Source organism: Azospirillum himalayense (assembly GCF_042657465.1).
GTDB classification, from domain to species: Bacteria; Pseudomonadota; Alphaproteobacteria; order Azospirillales; family Azospirillaceae; genus Azospirillum; species Azospirillum himalayense.
The window spans coordinates 1-20,535 of sequence record NZ_JBHSLC010000003.1 but is presented as its reverse complement, the minus strand read 5'-3'; the positions used below and the strand labels follow the sequence as shown (position 1 = coordinate 20,535).

The 20,535-nt window shown below is 69.9% G+C and carries 18 protein-coding genes; 16 read left to right on the top strand and 2 right to left on the bottom strand.

All coding sequences use genetic code 11. The annotated features are described in order from the left end of the window. Nucleotides 1-100: 100 nt before the first annotated feature. A complete protein-coding gene (locus ACFPMG_RS01145; protein WP_237906883.1) occupies nt 101-784 on the bottom strand; it encodes a GntR family transcriptional regulator in 684 nt (227 codons plus the stop codon). A gap of 418 nt (nt 785-1,202) precedes the next feature. Between ACFPMG_RS01145 and ACFPMG_RS01140 the strand changes: the two genes are divergently transcribed. From ACFPMG_RS01140 to ACFPMG_RS01130, 3 genes are all read left to right on the top strand, one after another. Next, on the top strand, nt 1,203-1,817 hold the full coding sequence (locus ACFPMG_RS01140) for a glutathione S-transferase family protein (RefSeq protein WP_376993426.1): 615 nt from the start codon (nt 1,203-1,205) through the stop codon (nt 1,815-1,817). A gap of 57 nt (nt 1,818-1,874) precedes the next feature. Then, complete coding sequence (locus ACFPMG_RS01135) at nt 1,875-3,950, top strand: 2Fe-2S iron-sulfur cluster-binding protein (RefSeq protein WP_376993425.1); 2,076 nt, start codon at nt 1,875-1,877, stop codon at nt 3,948-3,950. 159 nt (nt 3,951-4,109) lie between these two features. Next, complete coding sequence (locus ACFPMG_RS01130; RefSeq protein WP_376993424.1) at nt 4,110-5,000, top strand: LysR family transcriptional regulator; 891 nt, start codon at nt 4,110-4,112, stop codon at nt 4,998-5,000. Between the two features lie 16 nt (nt 5,001-5,016). Here ACFPMG_RS01130 and ACFPMG_RS01125 read toward each other — a convergent pair whose 3' ends face one another. Continuing rightward, the gene (locus tag ACFPMG_RS01125; RefSeq protein ID WP_376993423.1) at nt 5,017-5,766 is read right to left on the bottom strand and encodes a TrmB family transcriptional regulator; all 750 of its coding nucleotides are present in this window, start codon (nt 5,764-5,766) and stop codon (nt 5,017-5,019) included. A gap of 337 nt (nt 5,767-6,103) precedes the next feature. Between ACFPMG_RS01125 and ACFPMG_RS01120 the strand changes: the two genes are divergently transcribed. From ACFPMG_RS01120 to ACFPMG_RS01060, 13 genes are all read left to right on the top strand, one after another. Next, nucleotides 6,104-6,901: an ABC transporter permease gene (locus ACFPMG_RS01120; protein ID WP_376993422.1), complete on the top strand. Its 798-nt coding sequence runs from the start codon at nt 6,104-6,106 to the stop codon at nt 6,899-6,901. A gap of 17 nt (nt 6,902-6,918) precedes the next feature. Continuing rightward, nucleotides 6,919-7,761, top strand: a complete 843-nt coding sequence (locus tag ACFPMG_RS01115) for an ABC transporter ATP-binding protein (protein ID WP_376993421.1) — start codon at nt 6,919-6,921, stop codon at nt 7,759-7,761. Continuing rightward, nucleotides 7,758-8,816 carry an ABC transporter substrate-binding protein gene (locus tag ACFPMG_RS01110; RefSeq protein WP_376993420.1) on the top strand — a complete coding sequence of 353 codons (1,059 nt, stop codon included), beginning with the start codon at nt 7,758-7,760 and terminating at the stop codon, nt 8,814-8,816. The genes ACFPMG_RS01115 and ACFPMG_RS01110 overlap by 4 nt, the downstream gene beginning before the upstream one ends. An 84-nt stretch (nt 8,817-8,900) precedes the next feature. Next, nucleotides 8,901-9,632, top strand: coding sequence for a flavin reductase family protein (locus tag ACFPMG_RS01105; RefSeq protein WP_376993419.1), 732 nt, complete (start codon nt 8,901-8,903; stop codon nt 9,630-9,632). Beyond that, the gene (locus tag ACFPMG_RS01100; protein ID WP_376993418.1) at nt 9,629-10,600 is read left to right on the top strand and encodes a carbon-nitrogen hydrolase family protein; all 972 of its coding nucleotides are present in this window, start codon (nt 9,629-9,631) and stop codon (nt 10,598-10,600) included. The genes ACFPMG_RS01105 and ACFPMG_RS01100 overlap by 4 nt, the downstream gene beginning before the upstream one ends. Before the next feature lie 241 nt (nt 10,601-10,841). Beyond that, complete coding sequence (locus ACFPMG_RS01095; protein ID WP_376993417.1) at nt 10,842-11,813, top strand: ChuX/HutX family heme-like substrate-binding protein; 972 nt, start codon at nt 10,842-10,844, stop codon at nt 11,811-11,813. Between the two features lie 17 nt (nt 11,814-11,830). Then, on the top strand, nt 11,831-12,706 hold the full coding sequence (locus tag ACFPMG_RS01090; RefSeq protein WP_376993416.1) for a heme/hemin ABC transporter substrate-binding protein: 876 nt from the start codon (nt 11,831-11,833) through the stop codon (nt 12,704-12,706). Next, nucleotides 12,703-13,812: a FecCD family ABC transporter permease gene (locus ACFPMG_RS01085; RefSeq protein ID WP_376993415.1), complete on the top strand. Its 1,110-nt coding sequence runs from the start codon at nt 12,703-12,705 to the stop codon at nt 13,810-13,812. Before ACFPMG_RS01090 ends, ACFPMG_RS01085 begins: the two co-directional genes overlap by 4 nt. 2 nt (nt 13,813-13,814) lie before the next feature. Continuing rightward, the gene (locus ACFPMG_RS01080; protein ID WP_376993414.1) at nt 13,815-14,636 is read left to right on the top strand and encodes an ATP-binding cassette domain-containing protein; all 822 of its coding nucleotides are present in this window, start codon (nt 13,815-13,817) and stop codon (nt 14,634-14,636) included. A gap of 62 nt (nt 14,637-14,698) precedes the next feature. Beyond that, nucleotides 14,699-15,367 (top strand): response regulator transcription factor, encoded by a 669-nt coding sequence (locus ACFPMG_RS01075; protein ID WP_376993413.1) that lies wholly within the window; start codon nt 14,699-14,701, stop codon nt 15,365-15,367. Then, a complete protein-coding gene (locus ACFPMG_RS01070) occupies nt 15,354-16,826 on the top strand; it encodes a sensor histidine kinase (protein WP_376993412.1) in 1,473 nt (490 codons plus the stop codon). Before ACFPMG_RS01075 ends, ACFPMG_RS01070 begins: the two co-directional genes overlap by 14 nt. Nucleotides 16,827-16,913: 87 nt before the next feature. Next, complete coding sequence (gene hutX / locus ACFPMG_RS01065; protein WP_376993411.1) at nt 16,914-17,462, top strand: heme utilization cystosolic carrier protein HutX; 549 nt, start codon at nt 16,914-16,916, stop codon at nt 17,460-17,462. A 99-nt stretch (nt 17,463-17,561) separates the two neighbouring features. Beyond that, nucleotides 17,562-19,880 (top strand): TonB-dependent hemoglobin/transferrin/lactoferrin family receptor, encoded by a 2,319-nt coding sequence (locus ACFPMG_RS01060; protein WP_376993410.1) that lies wholly within the window; start codon nt 17,562-17,564, stop codon nt 19,878-19,880. Nucleotides 19,881-20,535: the final 655 nt, after the last annotated feature.

Genomic DNA, 20,535 nt, shown 5'->3' with positions numbered 1-20,535 from the left:
TCTCCTTGTGGTGCGAAGCGGTCAATGTTTGATGCATCATAATGGCGGGTGGATCGGCTGAGGAAGCGGATGGGGTCGCCGGGGAATCAATCGGCGAGAATCAAACGGCGAGCGCCTCGGGGTGCACGCCGTCGATCCTCTCCAGGATCGGGCCGCTCGCCAGCAGGATGTCGGCCTGGATGGCGCGGGCGGCGGCGGGGCCGTCATGGCCGCGGATGGCGTCCATCAGCGGGTAGTGATGGTCGATCATCGTGCGCCCGGCGCCGCCGTAGACGTCGGCGATCAACGGCCCCATCTGCAGCCAGAGCCGCCGCAGAATGTCGCCGAGCACCGGCATGTCCGCGAACTCGGACACCTTGAAATGGAAGATCTGGTTCAGTTCGGTGGCCAACGCGGTGTTGCCGGCGGCCATCGCCTCCTCGTTGCGCTTGAGCAGGGCGTCCAAAGCCGCGATCTGGGCGGGTGTGGCCTGTTCGGCGGCGCGGGCGGCGGCCAGCCCCTCCAGATTGACGCGGATGTCGCGGATCTCCAGGTACGTGGCCCGGGTCAGCATCGGGACGCGGATGTCGCGCGGCGAACGCAGCACCAGGGCCTGATCCTGCACCAGCCGCAGGATGGCGTCGCGCACCGGCGTGACGCTCGTCCCCAGCCGGTCGGCCAGATCGCGGATCTTGAGGCGGTCGTTCGGCTTGAAGGCGCCCTTCATCAGGGCTTCGCACAATTTCTGGTAAATCGTGCCGCCGAGATTGTCGTGTTCGAGAAGGGTGAGATCGAACCCGCTCATCCTCCGCCCTTCCCGCCGTTGCCGGTCACCCGATGTATGATGCATCATAATGCCGTGAAAGCGACCGAAGGTCAAGACGGTCTGAGCGATCAAACGGAACTGTTGCGATTACCCCCTCTCCCGCCCCGGGAGAGGGGAGGGGCCCGCGCGAAGCGTGGGAGGGGTGAGGGTGCTGACAAGGATTGATCCATTGATCCTCGGCTTTACCCTCACCCGCCCGCTCCGCGGGCACCCTCTCCCGGGGCGGGAGAGGGATTAAACGCCAAACGCACTCACCCCAAACGCCTCTCTCCAACCGGCATTATTGCACTGGGTGTAATGATGAACTGCTAAACCGGGTCATTCCCGTGATCGGCTGACGGGCGCACTCTCGGTGTGCGGATCGGGATGATCCCGGCCGGCATCGCAGGAGTCAGCCATGAAGCTCTATCATCACCCGCTGTCGGGCCACGCTCATCGCGCCCGCCTGTTCGTCTCCCTGCTTGGACTGCCGCACGAGCTGGTCGAGGTCGACCTGAAGGCGGGCGCGCACAAGACCCCCGAATTCCTGGCGCTGAACCCGTTCGGCCAAGTTCCCGTGCTGGAGGACGACGGCGTGGTCGTTCCGGACTCGAACGCCATCCTGGTCTATCTGGCGAAGAAGGCCGGCCGCAGCGACTGGCTGCCCGAGGACGCCCGGACCGCGGCGGCCGTCCAGCGCTGGCTGTCGGTCGCGGCCGGCGAGGTCGCTTACGGTCCGGCGGCGGCGCGGCTGGTCACGGTGTTCGGCGCCGGCTTCAACCCCGACGAGGTCATCGGCCGCGCCCACACCCTGCTGAAGCGGCTCGACAGCCACCTGTCCGGCCGCGACTGGCTGGTCGGCGTCCAGCCGACGATCGCCGACGTCGCCATCTACAGCTACGTCGCCCGCGCCCCGGAAGGCAATGTCGATCTGTCGGGCTATCCGGCCGTCAACGCCTTCCTCCGCCGGGTCGAGGCGCTGCCGGGCTTCGTCCCCTTCGCCCAGACGCCGGCCGGACTCACCGCCGCCTGACGTGCCGCCTGGGCGCGCACACCGGCGCGCCCGCTTCTTTCACCGGGGAGACGGGACATGGGCGAGACCGCCAAGACGCTGCCGATCTGGCATGAGGGCGAGACGTTCCTGCAGCAAAAGGTCGGCGCCGGCGTCGCCGAGCGGATGGCGATGGTGGGGCAGCGGGTCATCCGCGACTTCATGCCCGACCAGCACCGCGACTTCTACGCCCAGCTCCCCTTCCTCGTGATCGGCAGCGCCGACCCGGACGGCGATGCGTGGGCGACCGTGCTGGAAGGCCGGCCCGGCTTCCTGTCCTCGCCGTCGCCGACCCTTCTCGACATCGCCGCGCGCCCGAGCGCTGGCGATCCCGCAGCGGCCGGACTGACCGACGGGGCGCCGGTCGGCCTCCTCGGCATCGAGATGAACACGCGGCGGCGCAACCGCATGAACGGCGTCGCCTCGACAATGCCCGCGGGCTTCCGCGTCGCGGTCGACCAGAGTTTCGGCAACTGCCCCCGCTACATCCAGCTGCGCGACGCCACGCTGGCCCGCGACCCCGCCCAGCCCTTCGCCGGCGCCGTCGAGGAGCTGACGGCCCTCGATCCAGCGGCGCGGGCGGTGATCGAAGCGGCGGACGCCTTCTTCGTCGCCTCCTACGCCGACCGTGGCGACCATCGTCAGGTCGACGTGTCGCATCGCGGCGGCAAGGCCGGATTCGTCCGCGTGGCCGGGGACGGCACGCTCACCATTCCCGACTTCGACGGCAACCTCTTCTTCGCCACGCTCGGCAACATCCTGCTCAACGGGAAGGCGGGTCTGCTCTTCGTCGATTTCGTCAGCGGCGACCTGCTGCAGATGACCGGAGACGCCGCGCTGGTCCTGGAGTCGCCGGAGATCGCCGCCTTCCAGGGCGCCGAGCGGCTGTGGACGTTCAAGGCGCGCAAGGTCGTCCGCCGGCGCGGCGCCCTGGCCTTGCGCTGGACGCTGCGGGCGGACGGCTGGTCGCCCAGCTCCCTGATGACCGGCGACTGGGGCCAAGCCGCCGACCGGCTGCGCGCGGAGGAGCTGGCGACGCGCTGGCGGCCGATGACGGTGACGGACATCGTGGAGGAAAGCGCCGCCATCCGCTCCTTCCATCTGCGGCCGAACGACGGCGCGGGGCTGCTGCCGCATCTGGCCGGCCAGCATCTGCCCATCCGCGTCACCCCGGCGGGCGCCGACAAGCCAGTGGTGCGGACCTACACGCTGTCCGTCGCCCCGTCGGACGGGATTTACCGGATCAGCGTCAAGCGCGAGGGGCTGGTGTCGCGGCACCTGCACGACCATGTCCGGGTCGGCGACGTCATCGAGGCGCGCGGGCCGGCAGGCGGCTTCACCATCGACGCCCGCGCGACGCGGCCGGCGGTGCTGCTGGCCGGCGGCGTCGGCATCACGCCGCTGCTCGCCATGCTGCGACACGTGGTCTATGAGGGGCTGCGCACGCAACGCATCCGCCCGACGATCCTGGTCCACGCCGCGCGCTCCAAAGCGGAGCGCCCCTTCGACCGGGAAATCGCCGATCTCGTCACGGCGGCGAACGGCGCCGTCCGGCTCGTCCGAGTCCTCAGCGATCCCGGCGAGGCCGCGCCGGGAGTCGATTACGACGCCGTGGGCCGCATCGACATGACGCTGCTGACACGCATCCTCGGCTTCAACGATTACGACTTCTACGTCTGCGGACCGCCCGCCTTCACCCAGGCGCTCTACGACGGCTTGCGCGGCTACAGCATCGCCGACGAGCGGATTCACGCCGAAGCGTTCGGGCCGTCGTCCCTGAAGCGGACCGATGAGTTCAAGGGAGCCGCCGCACCGACGCGCCGGCCGCCCTCGACCAAGCCGGTGCCGGTCGCCTTCATGAACACGCTCAAGGAGGCGCGCTGGACACCCGGCTCCGGCACGCTGCTCGACCTCGCCGAAGCGCGCGGTCTCGATCCCGCCTTCAGTTGCCGCGAGGGCACCTGCGGGACCTGCCGCACCAAGCTGCTCAAGGGTGCGGTGACCTACGTCAAGGAGCCGAGCGCGGCGGTCGCCGCGGACGAGGTGCTGCTGTGCTGCGCCGTCCCCGCCGAAGCGGAGACGGACGAGGATGACCGCCTGCAACTCGCGCTTTGAGAGACTGTCATCGGAAAGGTTCGACCGGCTGCACGCAGACGGTTGATATCCGGACCTGGTTCGGCCACAGACTGTGACGGGGACGCCGTGAAGCGGTACATCCGCATTGTCCCCGAGGTCCCGATGGGACTCCCGCAGTGGCACGAAACAGGGGCGCGCATGGACCGCTTGCAGGCGATGCGGATCTTCGTGAAGGTCGCGGAAACGGAAAGCTTCGCCGAAACCGCCCGCCACCTGCATCTGAGCGCGCCGGCGGTGACGCGCGCCGTGGCGGCCCTTGAGGATCTCATCGGCGCCCGCCTGTTCGTGCGCACCACCCGCTCGGTGAAGGTCACCGAAGCCGGGGCGCGTTACCTGGAAGACTGCCGCCGCATTCTCTCGGACATCACGGAGGCGGAGGCCGCCGCGGGCGGCGTCTATGCCACCCCGACCGGGACGCTCGCCGTCACCGCCTCCGCGCTGTTCGGGCCGATGCATGTTCTGCCGATCGTGACCGAGTATCTGGATCGCTATCCCGGCATGCGCGCGCAGACCTTCTTCGTCGACCGCCCGGTGAACATCGTGGAGGAGGGCATCGACGTCGCCGTGCGCATCGGGCACCTTCCGGATTCGGGGCTCACCGCCATCCGGGTCGGCACGGTTCGGCGCGTGGTCTGCGGCGCCCCGGCCTATTTCGAACGCCACGGCGTCCCGGAGACGCCCGCCGACCTCAAGCACCACCGCATCGCCGTGTCGACCGGCGCCTGGGCGTCGCCGGAGTGGCGGTTCGCCCGGGACCAGCGGGTGACCATCGACCCGGTCCTGCAATGCAACACCAACGAGGCGGTGATCGCGACCGCCAAGGCGGGCTGGGGCCTCACCCGGGTGCTCCATTACCAGATCGGCCCGGCCCTGCTGGCCGGGGAGCTTCGCATCGTGCTCGCCGACCATGAGGAACCGCCCCTGCCCATCCACGTCCTCCATCCCGAGGGGCGCCACGCCCCGGCCAAGGTGAGGGCCTTCGTGGACCTCGCCGTGGCCCGCCTGCGCGAGAACCACCTCCTCAATTAGGCGCATGGCCGAGGGGTCAGGGGATGGTCGGCGCCGGTGTGCTCAGGCTCCACATGGCGTCGAACATGGACGCCTGGAAGGCCGCGAAATCGGCGCTGTCGAGGATCAGGCCGTAGCTCTCGCGGGCCGACGAGATGACGGAAACCTTGGTGCCGTGGATGAAGCAGGTCATCGCGAGGTTGTAGGTGGCGGGCGCGTAGCGCAGTTCGCGCCGCTCCTCCTGGCTCGACGGCCAGATCGGCGCGATGTCGCGCTCCTCCGAGCGGATCACCCGCAGCCAGATGCCGCGCCGCGCCCGCTCCTTCAAATAGCGCTCCATCTCCTCCAGCCCCGGCTGGACCATCAGCTCCCGCATGGACAGTGTGGCGCGCAGCTCCTTCTCGTCGCCGCTCAGCGTCTCCCACAGGACGGTGCGGATGCCTTCGGGACCGGGGTGGAAGCGGACGTTCGGCTGGCCGTTCTCGTGATGGTACATCGACCGCAGGACCGGCATCACGTCCTCGAGCATCTGCCGCCGGGCCTCGCTGCGCTCCAGCAGGATGCCCGGGTCCTGGGCGACCACGAAGCGGCGCTTCCCGTGATCGACGAAGCGGACGAGCCCCTCCGCCTCCAGCTTGGCGAGAGCGTCGTGCGCCGTGGTGCGGGCCATGCCGGCGCCCGCGGCCACCTCCGTGACGGAGCCGCCGCCGAGGCGGATCGTCGTCAGATAGAGCTTGTAGAGCGTCCCCGATATGCCGATCCGGGACAGCTTCTCCTCCAGATTCACCCACGTGCTCCCTTTTGAATCGCGTCGCAACATGCCCGATTCCGCGCCACTCGTCCATCGTCGGTTTTTGCCGATAAAACGCCGCCTCCTCGCGGCACCACTTTGGCGCAAAGACGATAAAATGGGCTTTCATCCCGCCATATGCCCGTTAAAACGGCAAGTTTTGCGCTGCCAAGCGTCATTCATTTGTATTTTTCGAATTGACGGATTTTTCCGACACTGTCATCGTTTTGTCGTCGTCCAAGGACGCTGACGTCCCGCGAGGCGGCGCCGAACGGTGGAACGAGGGAAGGTGATGGAAGCGAACACGAAAGCGCATGCGGCAGCACCGCCTTTCATGCAGAGGGCGCCGCGCCGCGCCGTGACTCCCCGCATTCTGACGGACCGGTCCTTCCGCGCGGCGATGGGCCTCACGGCCTTCTTTGCCGTCTGGCAGGCGCTGACCTCGCTCGGCCTCATCGACGCCTTCCTGCTGCCGTCGCCGGTTGCGGTGGCGGGCGCGCTCTGGGACATGGCGCTCGACGGCTCGCTGTGGGTCCATCTCGGCGCCAGCCTGCAGCGGGTGGCGGTCGGCTTCGCGCTCGCCTGCGTCGTCGGCATGGCGCTCGGGCTGATGTGCGGCTGGTGGCGCGGTGTCGCGGACTTCGTGCGGCCGGTGGTCGAGGCGCTCCGCCCCATCCCGCCGCTCGCCTGGATCCCGATCACCATCCTGTGGTTCGGGCTCGGCGATGCCGCGTCCTACTTCCTGGTCTTCCTCGGCGCCGTCTTCCCGGCCTTCGTCGCCACCTACACGGCGGTGCGCGGCCTCGACCGGAACCAGATGAACGCGGCGCTCTGCCTCGGCGCGACGCCCTGGCAGCTCTTCACGGACGTGCTGATCCCGGCCTCCCTGCCGATCATCCTGCCGGGGCTGCGGATCGCACTGGGCGTGGGCTGGATGTGCGTGGTGACCGCCGAGCTGATCGCGGCGCAGACCGGCCTCGGCTACCTGATCCAGCAGTCGCGCATGCTTTTCCAGATCAACAACGTCGTTGCGGGCATGGTGGCCATCGGTCTCGTCGGCTTCGCCATGTCCGCCGTCCTCGAGCGGATCGAGCGTCGGGTGAACGCCTGGGCGCCTTCCGAGCGCAATTGAGCAGGAGGCGAAGGAACATGGCCGCCAACACCGCACGCAAGACCCCCGCCCCGCCCCCCGGCGCGCCGCAGGCCCAGCCGGCCGACATCCAGATCGACATCCGGAATCTGGGCAAGGTCTATGGCGGGACCTCGTCCGACAACATGGTGGTCGCGCTCGACGGGGTCGATCTGCGCATCCGCCGCGGCGAGTTCATCTCGCTGCTCGGCCCCTCGGGCTGCGGGAAGTCGACCCTGCTCGGCATCGTCGCCGGTTTCCAGTCGGCGTCGAGCGGGACGCTCCTGCAGAACGGCCGCCCCATCGTCCGTCCGGACCCGTCGCGGACGGTCGTCTTCCAGGACTACGCGCTGTTCGGCTGGATGACCGTGCAGCAGAACGTGGAGTTCGGCCTGAAGGCCAAGGGCATGGCCAAGAAGCAGCGCGCGGAGATCGCCCGCTCGCTGATCGACATGGTCCGGCTGACCGGCTTCGAGGAGAAGTACCCGCACCAGATCTCCGGCGGCATGAAGCAGCGGGCGGCCATCGCCCGCGCGCTCGCCCCGGACCCCGACATCCTGCTGATGGACGAGCCGTTCGGCGCGCTGGACGCGCAGACCCGCGTGCTTCTGCAGGAGGAGATCGCCCGCATTTCGTCCGAGGCCGGCAAGACGGTGATCTTCGTCACCCACGGCATCGACGAGGCGGTGTTCCTGGCCGACCGCGTGGTGGTGATGAGCCCGCGGCCCGGCCGGGTGCGCGAGGAGGTCGCCGTGCCGCTGCCGCGGCCCCGCACGGCCGAGATGCGCTCCGATCCCTGGTTCGTCTCCACGGTCAACGACCTGTGGGAGACCCTGAAACCCGAATGGCAAAAAGGGGAATGAACGTGACCTCGACACTCTCGCGCCGTCGTTTCGGCCAGCTGGCCGCCGGCATCGCCGCCGCCGCTACCCTCGCCAAGCCGGCGATCCTCCGCGCGCAGGGCGCGGACGTCGTCAGGATGGGCTGGTTCAACACCACCACCGTGTCGGCGCAGATCGCCCATGTGCTGATGCGCACGGACATCGCGGCCCGCAACGGCCTGCGCATGAACATGATCCAGCTCAACGCCTCGCCGGCGGTGAACGAGGCGATCGTGTCGAACGCGGCCGATGTCGGCACGCTGTCCGACTTCGCCGCCGTCACCACCATGGCGGTCGGGGCGCCGGTCACCACCATCGCCTCGCAGGCGCGGTTCCGCTCGGCGGTGCTGGTGACCAAGAAGTCGGGGATCACCGACGTCGCCGGCCTGAAGGGCAAGCAGGTCTACGGCACCTTCGGCATCACCGCCTTCCAGAACGCCCAGGAGGCGATGATCAAGGCCGGCCTCACCCCCGGCCGCGACATGACCTTCGTCAATGTCGGACCGGCGGAGCTGGCCGACGCGGTGGGCGCGCAGCGGATCGACGCCTTCTTCACCTACGACCCGTTCGTGAGCTTCTTCGAGAACGCGGGCTTCGCCCAGGTGGTCTCGGAGAATCTGACCCCGGTCATCGTGCTGACCGCGAACAACCGCTTCTTCAAGGACCGACCCGAGGTGGCGGAGCGCTTCCTGCTCGCCAACTCCCAGGCGCTGTATTTCGCCAGCCAGAACCACGACCTCGTCAACGGCTGGTTCCGCTCGCTGGAGCCGGCGAAGAACATCCCGGAGGCCGTGCTGGAAAAGGCGTCGGGCTACGACCCCGCCTGGAACGCCAAGGCGCCCACCGACATCAAGGCGGCGCTCTCGGATGAGCAGATCAAGAAGCTGAACCTGCTCGCCGAATGGGGCGTCGAGGCGAAGCTGCTGCCGCGCCTGCCGGACGTGTCGAAGTTCGTCGACACGACCATCGCCGGCAAGGTGGACGGCGCTTTCGCCACCCAAAACTTCGATCCGAAGACGGTCAAGATCGTCGGCTGAGCGGCCGGCGGTCCCGACGCATCGCGCAGGACGGGCGCGCAGGACGGGGCGGCGGCCATGCCGGGCCGCGCCGAAGGAGACTTCATGACTCTACAACTTGACGACGCGGCCCGGCCGGCCATCGACCACGCCGCCATCCCCGCCCCTCCAACGCGCCATTTCGACTTCGCCACGCTGCCGGCGCCCGATCGCTACCGCCTTCTCACCGCCGCGGTCCTGCCGCGGCCGATCGCCTGGGCGGTCACCCGCTCGGCCGAGGGCCGGGTGAACGCGGCCCCCTACTCCTTCTTCAACGTCTTCGGCTCCGACCGGCCGGTGGTCTGTCTCGGCGTGCTCGCGCGCCCGGACCGGCCGAAGGACACGGCGGTCAACATCCGCACGACACGCGAGTTCGTGATCAACCTTGTCCCCTTCGATCTCGCCGAGGCGATGAACCTCACCTGCGTCGAGGCGCCGCCCGAGGTGGACGAAACCCGGCTCGCCGGGCTCGCCACCCTGCCGAGCGTCGCGGTCCGGCCGCCGCGCATCGCCGCATCGCCGGTCGCCTTCGAATGCCGTCTGATCCACGAGTTCGAAAGCGGTCCCGGACAGTGGCTGTTCGTGGGCGAGGTGCTGCACGCCCATGTCGCGACGCGCGTCCTGACCGGCAACCCCGAACGCCCCCGCATCGACCATGAGGCGCTCGACCTCGTCGCCCGCATGCACGGCCCCTCGGCCTATCTGCGCACCCGCGACGTCTTCGATCTGGTGAGGCCGGTCTGGGCCGACACCGCGCCTCAACCCACCGAAACACACTGCAAGGAACGACAAGCATGACCAAGGTTAAAGTGGCCGCGGTGCAGGCGGCGACGGTGCCATTCGATGCCGCCGCGGCGACCGCCCGCACGGTCGACCTGATCGCCGAAGCGGCGTCCACCGGCGCGTCGCTCGCCGTCTTCCCGGAAGCCTTCATCGGCGGCTACCCGAAGGGGCTCGACTTCGGCTGCTCGATCGGCCGGCGCACGCCGGAGGGACGCGCCGACTTCGCCCGCTACGTCCGCGGCGCGATCACCGTTCCGGGACCGGAGACCGAGACGCTGTCGGCGGCCTGCGCGCGGCACGGCATCCACGCGGTCGTCGGCGTCATCGAGCGTGACGGCGGAACGCTCTACTGCACGGTGCTCTACCTGTCGCCGGACGGCCAGATGGGCAAGCACCGCAAGGTGATGCCGACCGGGTCGGAGCGGCTGGTCTGGGGGTTCGGCGACGGCTCGACCCTCACCGTCATGGACACGCCGTTCGGCCGTGTCGGCGGCGCCATCTGCTGGGAGCATTACATGCCGCTGATGCGCGCGGCCTACTACGCCAAGGGCGTCCAGCTCTGGGCGGCGCCGACGGCGGACGACCGCGAAAGCTGGATCGCCACCATGCGCCACGTCGCCATGGAGGGCCGCTGCTTCGTGATCGGCGCCTGTCAGGTGATGCGCCGCTCGGACTTCCCGGAGGACTACGCCAGCCGCATCGACGCCGGGCCGGACGAGTGGATGATGCACGGCCGCTCGGTCATCGTCGGGCCGCTCGGCGAAATCCTGGCCGGCCCGCTGGTCGACGCGGAGGGCATCCTGACCGCCGAGGTGGACGTCGAGGATCTGGTCGGCGCCAAACTCGATTTCGATCCGGTGGGCCATTACGCGCGGCCGGACCTGTTCAGCATGCGCGTCGACGAGACCCCGCGCGCGCCCGTCGCCACAGTGCGCGAGGCCGCCCTTCCGGAGCGCAACGAGAAGGTCGAAGAGGCGGCCTGACGGGCAAAGTGATCGTATTGAAATCCCCTCTCCCCTCTGGGGAGAGGGTTAGGGTGAGGGGGTTGCGCTTTTGCCGGACGTATCGCTACGCGCAATCCCCGGTTCCGGCGGGCGCCGGGCGATTAATGTCGGTTAATGATCGGCGCCTTGTAACTGATAATGCTTCTCATGATCATTTGCGGGAGATTTGGCCCTGTCCGGACGGGCCGACCACACCGCATCTTGTCAAGGGAAGCCCCCAATGCCCGACACCCGCCTGCCGCCCGCTCTTCCGATTGCCGATCCGATCCAATCCGCCTTCCCCAGCTGGCAGAACGGCGCCGCCCACCCGACGCGGCTGGAGGTGGACTGGACCGACGCCCTGAGGAAGCTGGACGTCCTGGGGACGGTCCGCGTCGTCACCGGCAACCGCAGCATCACCCATGAGAAGACTGGTCGCTTCGGCAACGTCGACGGCAACGGCCCGGCCCTGATCGTGCTGAACCGCGAGGTCGACCTGCGCGTCTTCCCGCGCCACTGGACCATCACCGTCCACACGCCGGAAACGGACGGCGAAGCCGAGGCCATCCGCGTCTTCGACCGGCACGGCCGTGCCATCCACGCCATCCACCGCACCGCGGAGACCAACGCCGCCGCCTGGGACGCCTTCCTGATCCTGCATCGCGCCGCCGAGCAGGACGCGCCGGTCCTGGAACCCCTGCCCGCCCCCGCCGCCGAGCGGCCCGACGCCGAGATCGACGTGGAGGGGCTGCGCGCCGCCTGGAGCGCGATGACCGACGTGCACGAGTTCTTCGGCATGTTGAGGACCTTCGGGGTCGGGCGCCGGCAGGCGCTGCGCCTCGCCGGGCCGGGCTTCGCGCGGGAGCTGCCCACCACCACCCTCCTGCCGTTGCTGGAGGCGGCGCGCGACCGCCGCCTCGACATCATGATCTTCGTCGGCAACCCCGGCTGCATCCAGATCCACACCGGCACGGTGGACCACCCGACGACGGCCGACGGGCTGCTGCGCATCGACGACCCCGGCTTCACCCTGCGCGCCATCCAGGCGCGGCTGTCCAGCGCCTGGGTCGTCCACAAGCCGACGGACAAGGGCGGCATCACCACCGTCGAGCTGTACGACGACCAAGGCGACAACGCGGCGATCCTCTGCGGCCAGCGCGACGAGGACAAGCCGGAGCGGACGGAGTGGCGCGCGCTCGCCGCGTCCCTGTGACGAACGGAGGCCGGCCGATGAGGCGCCTGCGCTTTCTCCCCGCGGCGATCGCCGCCACCCTCGCGCTCACCGCCGCCACCCTGGCCGGGGCGGCGGAGCGGCGGATCGTCACCGTCGGCCCTCCGGTGACCGAACTGGTCTACGCGCTCGGCGACGGCGGCTCGGTCGTCGGGCGCGACACCAGCAGCCATTATCCGCAGCCGGTGAACGGCCTGCCCGACGTGGGCTACATGCGCGCCCTCTCGGCGGAGGGCGTGATGTCATTGGCCCCGACCCACGTCCTGGCGATCCAGGGCGCCGGCCCCGAGACGACGCTCGACCAGTTGCGGGCGCTCGGCGTCACGGTGGAGGTCGTGCCGGAGACGCCGACGCTGGCCGGTCTGCTCGACAAGGTGGAGCGGGTCGCCCGCCTGCTCGGCCGGGAGGCGGAGGGGCGGCGCTTGGCGGACTCGCTGAATCGCGACCTTGCCGCCCTGGCCGCCGTCGCCGCCCAAACCGGAGCGAAGGACGGCGCGCCGGTCGTGCTCGGCGTGGTCGGCGGCGGGCCGGGCGGTCTGATGGCGGCGGGCAGCCGCTCCGTCCCCGCCGCGCTGATCGCCATGGCCGGCGCGCGCAACGCCCTGGAGGTGGAGCGCGACTATGTGCCGATGTCGTCCGAGTCCGTCCTGGCCGCAGCGCCCGACATCCTGCTGGTCAGCCGGTCGCTGGTCGACCGCTCGGGCGGGCTCGACCCATTCCTGGCGACGCCGCAGCTCGCCCTGACCCCGGCGGCCAAGGCCCGGCGGGTGGCGGTGGTGGACGGCGCGCTGCTGATGGGTCTCGGCCCCCGCACGGCCGAGGCGGTCGCCGAACTCACCCGCGTCCAGGGCACCCCTCCTCAAGGACAACCATGAGCCTGACCTTGTCCATGCCGTCCTTCCGGAAAGGGGACCGGGCGGCGCCGACCTTCCGGCGCCCGCCCCTCGTCCCGGTGCTGGCGGCGCTGGCCGTGGCGCTGGCGCTGGCCGTGCTGATTGCCGTCGCGACGGGCGGCGTGTCGGTCCCGCTCGACCGCAGCCTGTCCCACCTCGCGTCCCTGCTCGGCCTGCCCGGCACGCCGCTGTCGGAGCGCGACTGGATGGTGCTGACCATGCTGCGCCTGCCGCGCATCGTCCTGGCCGCCGCGGTCGGGGTGACGCTGGGCGTCGCGGGGGTGGCGTTGCAGGCCGTGTTCCGCAACCCGCTGGCCGATCCCGGTCTGGTCGGCGTGTCGAGCGGCGCGGCGCTGGCCGGCTCCGCCGCCATGGTGCTGGGGGTGTCGGGGCTGGGGCTGGCCCGCAGCGGCCTGTCGCTCGCCACCGTGCTGCCGCTGGCCGCCTTCCTCGGCGCGCTGGCCGCCACCGTTCTGATCCTGGCGATCTCCCGCCGCGACGGGCGCAATTCCCCCGCCACCATGCTGCTGGCCGGCATCGCGGTGAACGCCATGGGCGGGGCCGGCATCGGGCTGTTCAGCTACCTCGGCGACGACCTCGCGCTTCGCCAGATGACCTTCTGGATGATGGGCGGCTTCGGCGGGTCGGGCTGGGCGCAGATCGGACCGGCGATGCTCCTGATGGGGCTGGCGACCGCCGGGCTGCTGGCCGGGGCGCGGCGACTCGACCTGTTCGCCATGGGCGAGCGGGAGGCCTTCCTCCAGGGCCTCGACCCGCACCGCTTCGCCGTGCGCACGGTGCTGCTGGTGGCGCTGGGCGTCGGAGCGGCGGTGGCGGTGTCCGGCCTGATCGGCTTCGTCGGGCTGATCGTGCCGCACGTCATGCGGATTCTGCTGGGGCCGGTGCACCGCCGGCTGATGCCGGCGACGGCGCTGGCCGCGGCGGTCCTGCTGGTCCTGGCCGACACGGTGGCCCGCACCATCGCCGCCCCGGCCGACGTGCCGGCCGGCCTGCTGCTGGGCGCCGTCGGCGGTCCCTTCTTCCTGTGGCTTCTGCGCCGCCGCGCCGGCGCGCTGGGAGGGGCCTGACCATGCTGGAAGCGATCGACGCCGGCCTGACCATCGGCCGCGCCCGCCTTCTCGACGGCGTCACCGCCGCGGTTCGGCCGGGTCGGATGCTGGCCATCCTGGGACCCAACGGGGCCGGAAAATCCACGTTGCTCTCCCTCCTCTCCGGGGAGCGGCGGCCGACCGCCGGCCGCGCCCTGCTGGACGGGGTGGCGATGGCGGCCATCCCGGCGCCGCGGCTGGCCGTCCGCCGTGCCCTGGTGGCGCAGCACCAACAGGTCGCCTTCGCCTTCTCGGTGGAGGAGGTGATGGAGCTGGCGACCGAGCCTTGGCTGATCCGCCCCGGCGACCGGCGCGCCCTGATCGCCGACTGCCTGATGCGCGCCGGGGCCGGCGGGCTGGCTGGCCGGCTGATGCCTCAGCTCTCTGGCGGCGAGCGCCAGCGCGTCGCCTTCGCCCGCGCGCTCGCCCAGCTGGCCGCGGGGCGGCACGGGCGCGACGTGGCGGGGCCGTCCTACCTGCTGCTGGACGAGCCGACGGCCAGCCTCGACCCCGCCCACCAGCACCATCTGCTGCGGGCGGCGCGCGACTGGGTGGAGCGGACCGGCGGCGGCTGCGCGGTGATCCTGCACGACCTGACGCTGGCCGCGCGCTACGCCGACGACGGTCTGCTGCTGGCCGGCGGGCGCGTCGCCTGGTCCGGATCCATGGCCGGCCTGCCGGTGCCGGTGCTGGAGCGCATCTTCGGCACGGCCTTCGTCCGGCTCGACCTGCCGGAGGAGGAGGGCGTGGTCTATGCCGCCACCGGACGCGCCGCGGCGTCTGGAAAAGCCAATTGCGAATGATTATTAATAGCAGACCGAGGACGAGACGGGTCGCCCCAAAGAGGCGTCAAAGGGAGGGGACGGTGCGTGTTCTGATCGTTGAGGACGACGCGGCGGTCAGCTACTGGATCGGGGCGAAGCTCGGCGGCTCCGGCCATTCCTGCCGCTTCGCCGGCGATGGCGAGGACGCGCTGCGCCTGCTGCGCGAGGAGGCGTTCGACGTGGTGGTGCTGGACCGCATGCTGCCCAAGCTGGACGGCATGGAGGTGCTGAAGCGCCTGCAGGGCACCCGCCACCCGCCGGTCCTGGTGCTGTCCGCCCTGGACGAGACGACGGAACGGGTGGCCGGGCTGCGCGCCGGGGCCGACGACTATCTGGGCAAGCCCTTCGACTTCGCCGAGCTGCTGGTCCGGCTGGAGCATCTGGCGACCCGCCGCGCCGCCCTGGCCGGGGCCGGCGACGTGCTGGAGGTCGCCGATCTGATGATGGACGTCACCCGCCGGGAGGTGACCCGACGCGGCGTCCCCATCGAACTGACCGACAAGGAGTTCAAGCTCCTGCACATCCTGATGAGCAACCCCGGCCGCACCGTGACCCGCAGCATGTTGCTGGAGAAGGCCTGGGGCTACGGCTTCAACCCGCCGACCAATCTGGTGGAGGTCCATGTCTTCAAGCTGCGGGCGAAGATCGACAAGGATTTCGACCCGCCCCTGCTGAAGACCGTGCGGGCCATCGGCTATGTCCTGGGCTAGCCCGTCCGGGGCAGGGCCGGCCTGGGTCCGGAGGTTTCGCCGCCATCTCGACACGCGCAGCTTCCGCCAGGCCATGGCCATCGGCGCGGTCTTCCTCGTGGTGGCCGGCGCCGCCGTGCTGTGGAGCCGCGATCTGCTGGTGGAGCTGGTCAACGAGCATGTCGGCGACCTGCTGGAGCGCGACCAGGAGACGCAGCGCCTGCACGGCGGGTTCGGGGACGCCGCCGCCCTGGTCGCGGAGCTGCGCCGCCGCGAGCGCTTCGCGCCGGAGGGCACGCGGCGGCGCATGGTGATCGACCGCGACGGGCAGGTGCTCTACGGCGACGAGGCGATGGCCCGGCGGCTGCTCGCCGTCGTCGCCTGCGATGCCCCCGCTCCCTGCGAGACCGGCCGCATCGACCAGCGCGGCGACGGCTGGAAGGTGCGTGGGATGGTGGTGCGGCTGGGCGACGGCGGACGCTACGTCAACGCCTACGACCTCCAGCCCATGCTCGACCAGCTCCGCGCCGTGCCGCTGGCAGCGGGCTGCGGCGTGCTGGTGTTCCTGCTGACCAGCGTCGCCTTCGGCCTCCGCTTCAGCGCCGGCACGCTGCGCCGGGTGTCGGCCATCACCATGGCGCTGACCGCCTACGCGGCGGGCGACCGCGACCGCCGCGTCGCCATCGGCGGGCCGGACGACGAGTTCGCCCGCCTCGGCCGCGAGGTCAACCGCACGCTCGACCGCGTGACCCGGCTGGTCGAGGAGGTGTCCAGCGTGTCGAGCAGCATCGCGCACGAGATGCGCACGCCGCTGACCCACCTGCACAACCGGCTGGTCACCATCGCCGAGAACTGCCCCGACGACGCCCTGCGCCGCGAGCTGGAGGAAGGGATCGAGGAGACGCGGCGCATCCAGCACCTGTTCCGCGCCATCATGCGGCTGGGCGAGATCGAGACCGGGCGCTGCACCCTGGCGGTGGAGCCGCTCGACGCGAAGGCACTGCTCGACGAAGTGGCCGAATCCTACCTGCCGCTGGCCGAGGGCACCGGCACGGTCATCACCGTCGCCGTGGAGCGCGACCTCGATCTGCGCGGCGACCGCACGCTGCTGTTCCAGACCGTCGCCAATCTGGTGGACAACGCCCTGAAATATGCGCCGGGCCGAGCGCTGCACCTGTCGGCCGGGCGGCGCGACGGCTGGAACGAGATCACCGTCGCCGACCGCGGTCGGGGCTTGGCGCCCGGCCAGCGCGCGCTCGCGGTGCAGCGCTTTTGCCGGCTCGACCCGTCGGACCGGGTGCCCGGCCATGGGCTCGGCCTCGCCATCGTGGACGCCATCGCCCGGCTGCACGGCGGTGCCCTGCGGCTGGAGGACAACGGGCCGGGCCTGCGCGCGGTGGTCCGGCTGGAACGCCGCGGACGTCCGGTCCCCTCCCCGGCTTCCGCCGTTCCCGGCGCCATCACCGGCATTCTCCATTAAGCGAAATTAAGCGAAGCGCCGTTGAGCCAATTTGCGAATGCGAACTATTCTCAAATTAGTTCGCAACCGACGCTTCGGATCGCTTCCATGCCGCACAGCACCCCCACCGCCCCGCCCCTCGACACGCTCGCCGCCCTGCGCGAACGCCTCGCCGCCGCGCCGAACGGCGTGCTGGAGGCGGTCGCGGCGGAGACCGGCGTCAGCCTGCTCGCCGTCACCGAATGCCTGCCGGACGGCTTGCGCGCCTTCGCGCCGGGGGAAACCGCCGAGGCGGCGATGCTGGACATGGCGGAGTGGGGCACGGTCACCGTGCTGGTGCACAGCGCCGACCTCGTTTTGGAGTGCAAGGGGCCGCTGCCGCGCGGGCAGTTCGGGCGCGGCTTCTACAACCTCGCCGGCGGCAGCCCGATCGGCGGCCACATCCGGCTGGACCGCTGCCGCACCGTTGGCTTCGTCCGCCGGCCCTTCATGGGCAGCGCCGACAGCGCCTCCGTCGTTTTCTTCAACGGCGACGGGGAGGCGATGTTCAAGGTCTTCGTCGGCCGCGACGACGCCCGCCAGCTTCTGCCCGATCAGGTGGAGCGGTTCGAAGCGCTGAAGGCCCGCCTGTGCGGGGCGACGCCCCGCACCGCCTGAACCGGCACGGGGCGGTTTCAGCCCGTCAATTGCGAATAAGACGCAATCGCATTTTTATAAGAACAACACGCCAGAAAAACCTCGTGCAGAGAGACAGAGATGATCGAGCCACCCATGTCCCACCGCCCTGCTCTCCGCCCCGCCCGCTCCCGCCTGCGCGCGGCGCTGTGGCTGTCGGCCTCCGCATTGACGTTGCTGGCTCCTGCCGCCCAAGCGCAGCAGCAGACTCAGCAAACCGCCACCCAAACCGCGCAGGCGACCACCTCGCCGCCCCCGACCATCCTCGACGCGGTGACGGTCTATGGCGAGCGCGGCCTGCGCAGCGTGGGCGAGAACACGGGCACGGTGTCGGTCATCCCGGATTACGAGCTTGAGAAGCGCGGCGTCCACCGCCTCCAGGACCTGCCGCGCTACGAACCCGGCGTGACGGTCAGCAACTCCCCGTCCCGCGCGGGGGCCGGCGGTTTCACCATCCGCGGCATCAGCAACAACCGCATCCTGATGCAGGTCGACGGCACGCGCCTGCCGGAATCGCCGGCCTCCGCCGCGCCGTCCGCCGGCTACAACCGCGACGTGGTCGATCTGGACTCGGTCAAGCAGGTGGAGATCATGCGCGGCCCGGCCTCGGCGCTCTACGGATCGGACGCGCTGGGCGGCGTGGTGACCTACGTGACCAAGGATCCGGCCGACTATCTGCAACCCGGCCGCGACAGCTTCGTGTCGCTGAAGACCACTTACGACAGCGTCGATTCCAGCCTGTCGGAGACCGGCACGGGGGTGCTGCGCTCCGGCGACTTCTCCCTGCTCGGCATCTACACGCGCCGCGACGGGGAGGAGTACAAGTCCAAGGACAAGGCCTACCGCAACCCGCAGGACTATGAGGGCAACAACGGCCTCGCCAAGCTGGTCTGGGACCACGGGCCGGACAAGGTGACGCTGACCGGCGAGTATTTCCATCGCAGCACCGACACGACGCTGCGCAACGACGTCGGCGGCAGCGCCAGCTACATCTTCTCCATGGTGCCGATGCGGATGACGCGCGGCGCCTTCACCGGCTCCACCGCCGACGACACGGCCACGCGCTGGCGCGTCAGCCTGGAGCACGCGCACGACACGCCCATCGGCTTCATCGACCACATCGACTGGCGGCTCTACGGCACCCAGTTCGAGCGCGAGGAGAAGCGCACCCGCAACGCCCGTGTCGCCACCTCCACCAGCCCGCTGTTCACCGCCGGCACCGGCCTGCGGGAATCCACCAGCAACGAATCCAAGCAGACGATCGTCGGCGCCGCCGTCAACCTGCGCTCCGACACGCAGGTCTTCGGGCTGCCCAACAGCATCTCCTACGGCTTCGGCATCGACTCCATCCGCACCGAGCGCCTGCGCGACGTGACGTTGACCAACCTCGCGACCGGGGCCACCGCGAAGAGCTACAACGGCGACTCCTACCCCAGCCGCACCTTCCCCAACACCGACACCCTGATGGCCTCGGCCTACGTGCAGGACGAGATCACCATCGACCGGCTGCGGCTGGTGCCGGCGCTGCGGCTCGACTATTACCGGATGGACCCGGACAAGGACGCCGCCTACTTCGCCGCCCGGCCGTCCACCCAGCCGGAAAAGTTGGACAAGCTGGCCCTGTCGCCGAAGTTCGGCGCGACCTACGACCTGACCAGGGAATACGCGCTGTTCGGCCAGTACGCGCACGGCTTCCGCGCGCCGCCCTACGACGACGCCAACCTCGGCTTCTCCAACCCGACCTACGGCTACGAGGTGCTGCCCAACGCCGACCTCAAGCCGGAGAGCAGCGACGGCGTCGAGGCCGGCCTGCGCGGCAAGTTCAGCGACGGGTCGAGCTTCCAGGTCTCCAGCTTCTACAACCGCTACAGCGACTTCATCCTGCAGAAGGCGGTCGGCACCGGCGCCGGCGGCATCCTGCGCTATCAGGCGCAGAACGTCTCGAAGGTCGAGATCTTCGGCGCCGAGGGCAAGGGCGAGTGGCGGTTCCGGCCGGGCTGGGCGCTGTTCGGCGCGGCCGCCTTCGCCCGCGGCTTCGACATCGACGCCGGCACCGCCATCGACGAGGTGGCGCCCTTCACCGTCAACGCCGGCCTGTCCTACACTGCGCCGGATGATTTCTGGGGCGCCCAGGTCGCCGCAACCCATGTGATGGCCAAGACGGCGAACGACGTGAGCAACCCGACCTACCTGAAGGCCCCGGCCTACACCACGGTGGATCTGGCCGCCTACGTCAACCCGACGGAGACCATCAGCCTCGGCACCTCGGTCTACAACCTGTTCAACCAGGGCTATTACAACTACGTCAACGTCGTCGGCGTCAGCGAGACCTCGGCCGACCGCCGCCGCTATCTGGAGGCCGGCCGCTCCTTCCTGGTGCATGCCACGCTGAAATGGTGACGACCGGACATTGAGAGCATGTTCGCAGCCAACTCGTCCCTGGCGGTTCTGATCGGGATACCATTTTAAACCGAGCCGAACCGCACCGGGATACCCGGACGCCCCGTATTTCTGGGAAGGGGGGCATCGTGACGACACCAGGGCAAGCGGCCCAATCCGCCGACGGACGGGAAGCTGACCACGTAAAACTCCTCGCAGTGTAAAACTCGTCGCAGGTCGGTTTAGCCGGGGCATGCCACGGGTATCCCACGGAATATGGACCTCAAGCCTCGCAAACCGCTTCGCCGTCAATCAGAACTTGCTGCCGCTCATCCAAGGCCCCTTTCCAGAGCCTTGAATCACAACGAGCACCCTACGAAGAGACTCCTTAAGGGCCGCCCCCCTGGACACACGCGGTTTCACGCATGGCGGCAGACCGGGCTGCAAATGGGAGTGCGCCTACGTCACCAGCCGGCGGTTCTGCAGCTTGCTGCTGGCGGTCCCAAGGACCGCCAGCTTTTCCTGCGACCTCTTCGGAAAGGTCGTTTCAGACGGAAATTTCAGGCGGAAATCCACCTCAGCCGAACCAGGCGGCGACGTTTCCGGTCTGGCCGAGGATGGTGATGCGGTTGCCGCCGCCGAGGTCGAGGGTGGTGCCGCCGCCCTCCACGCGGGC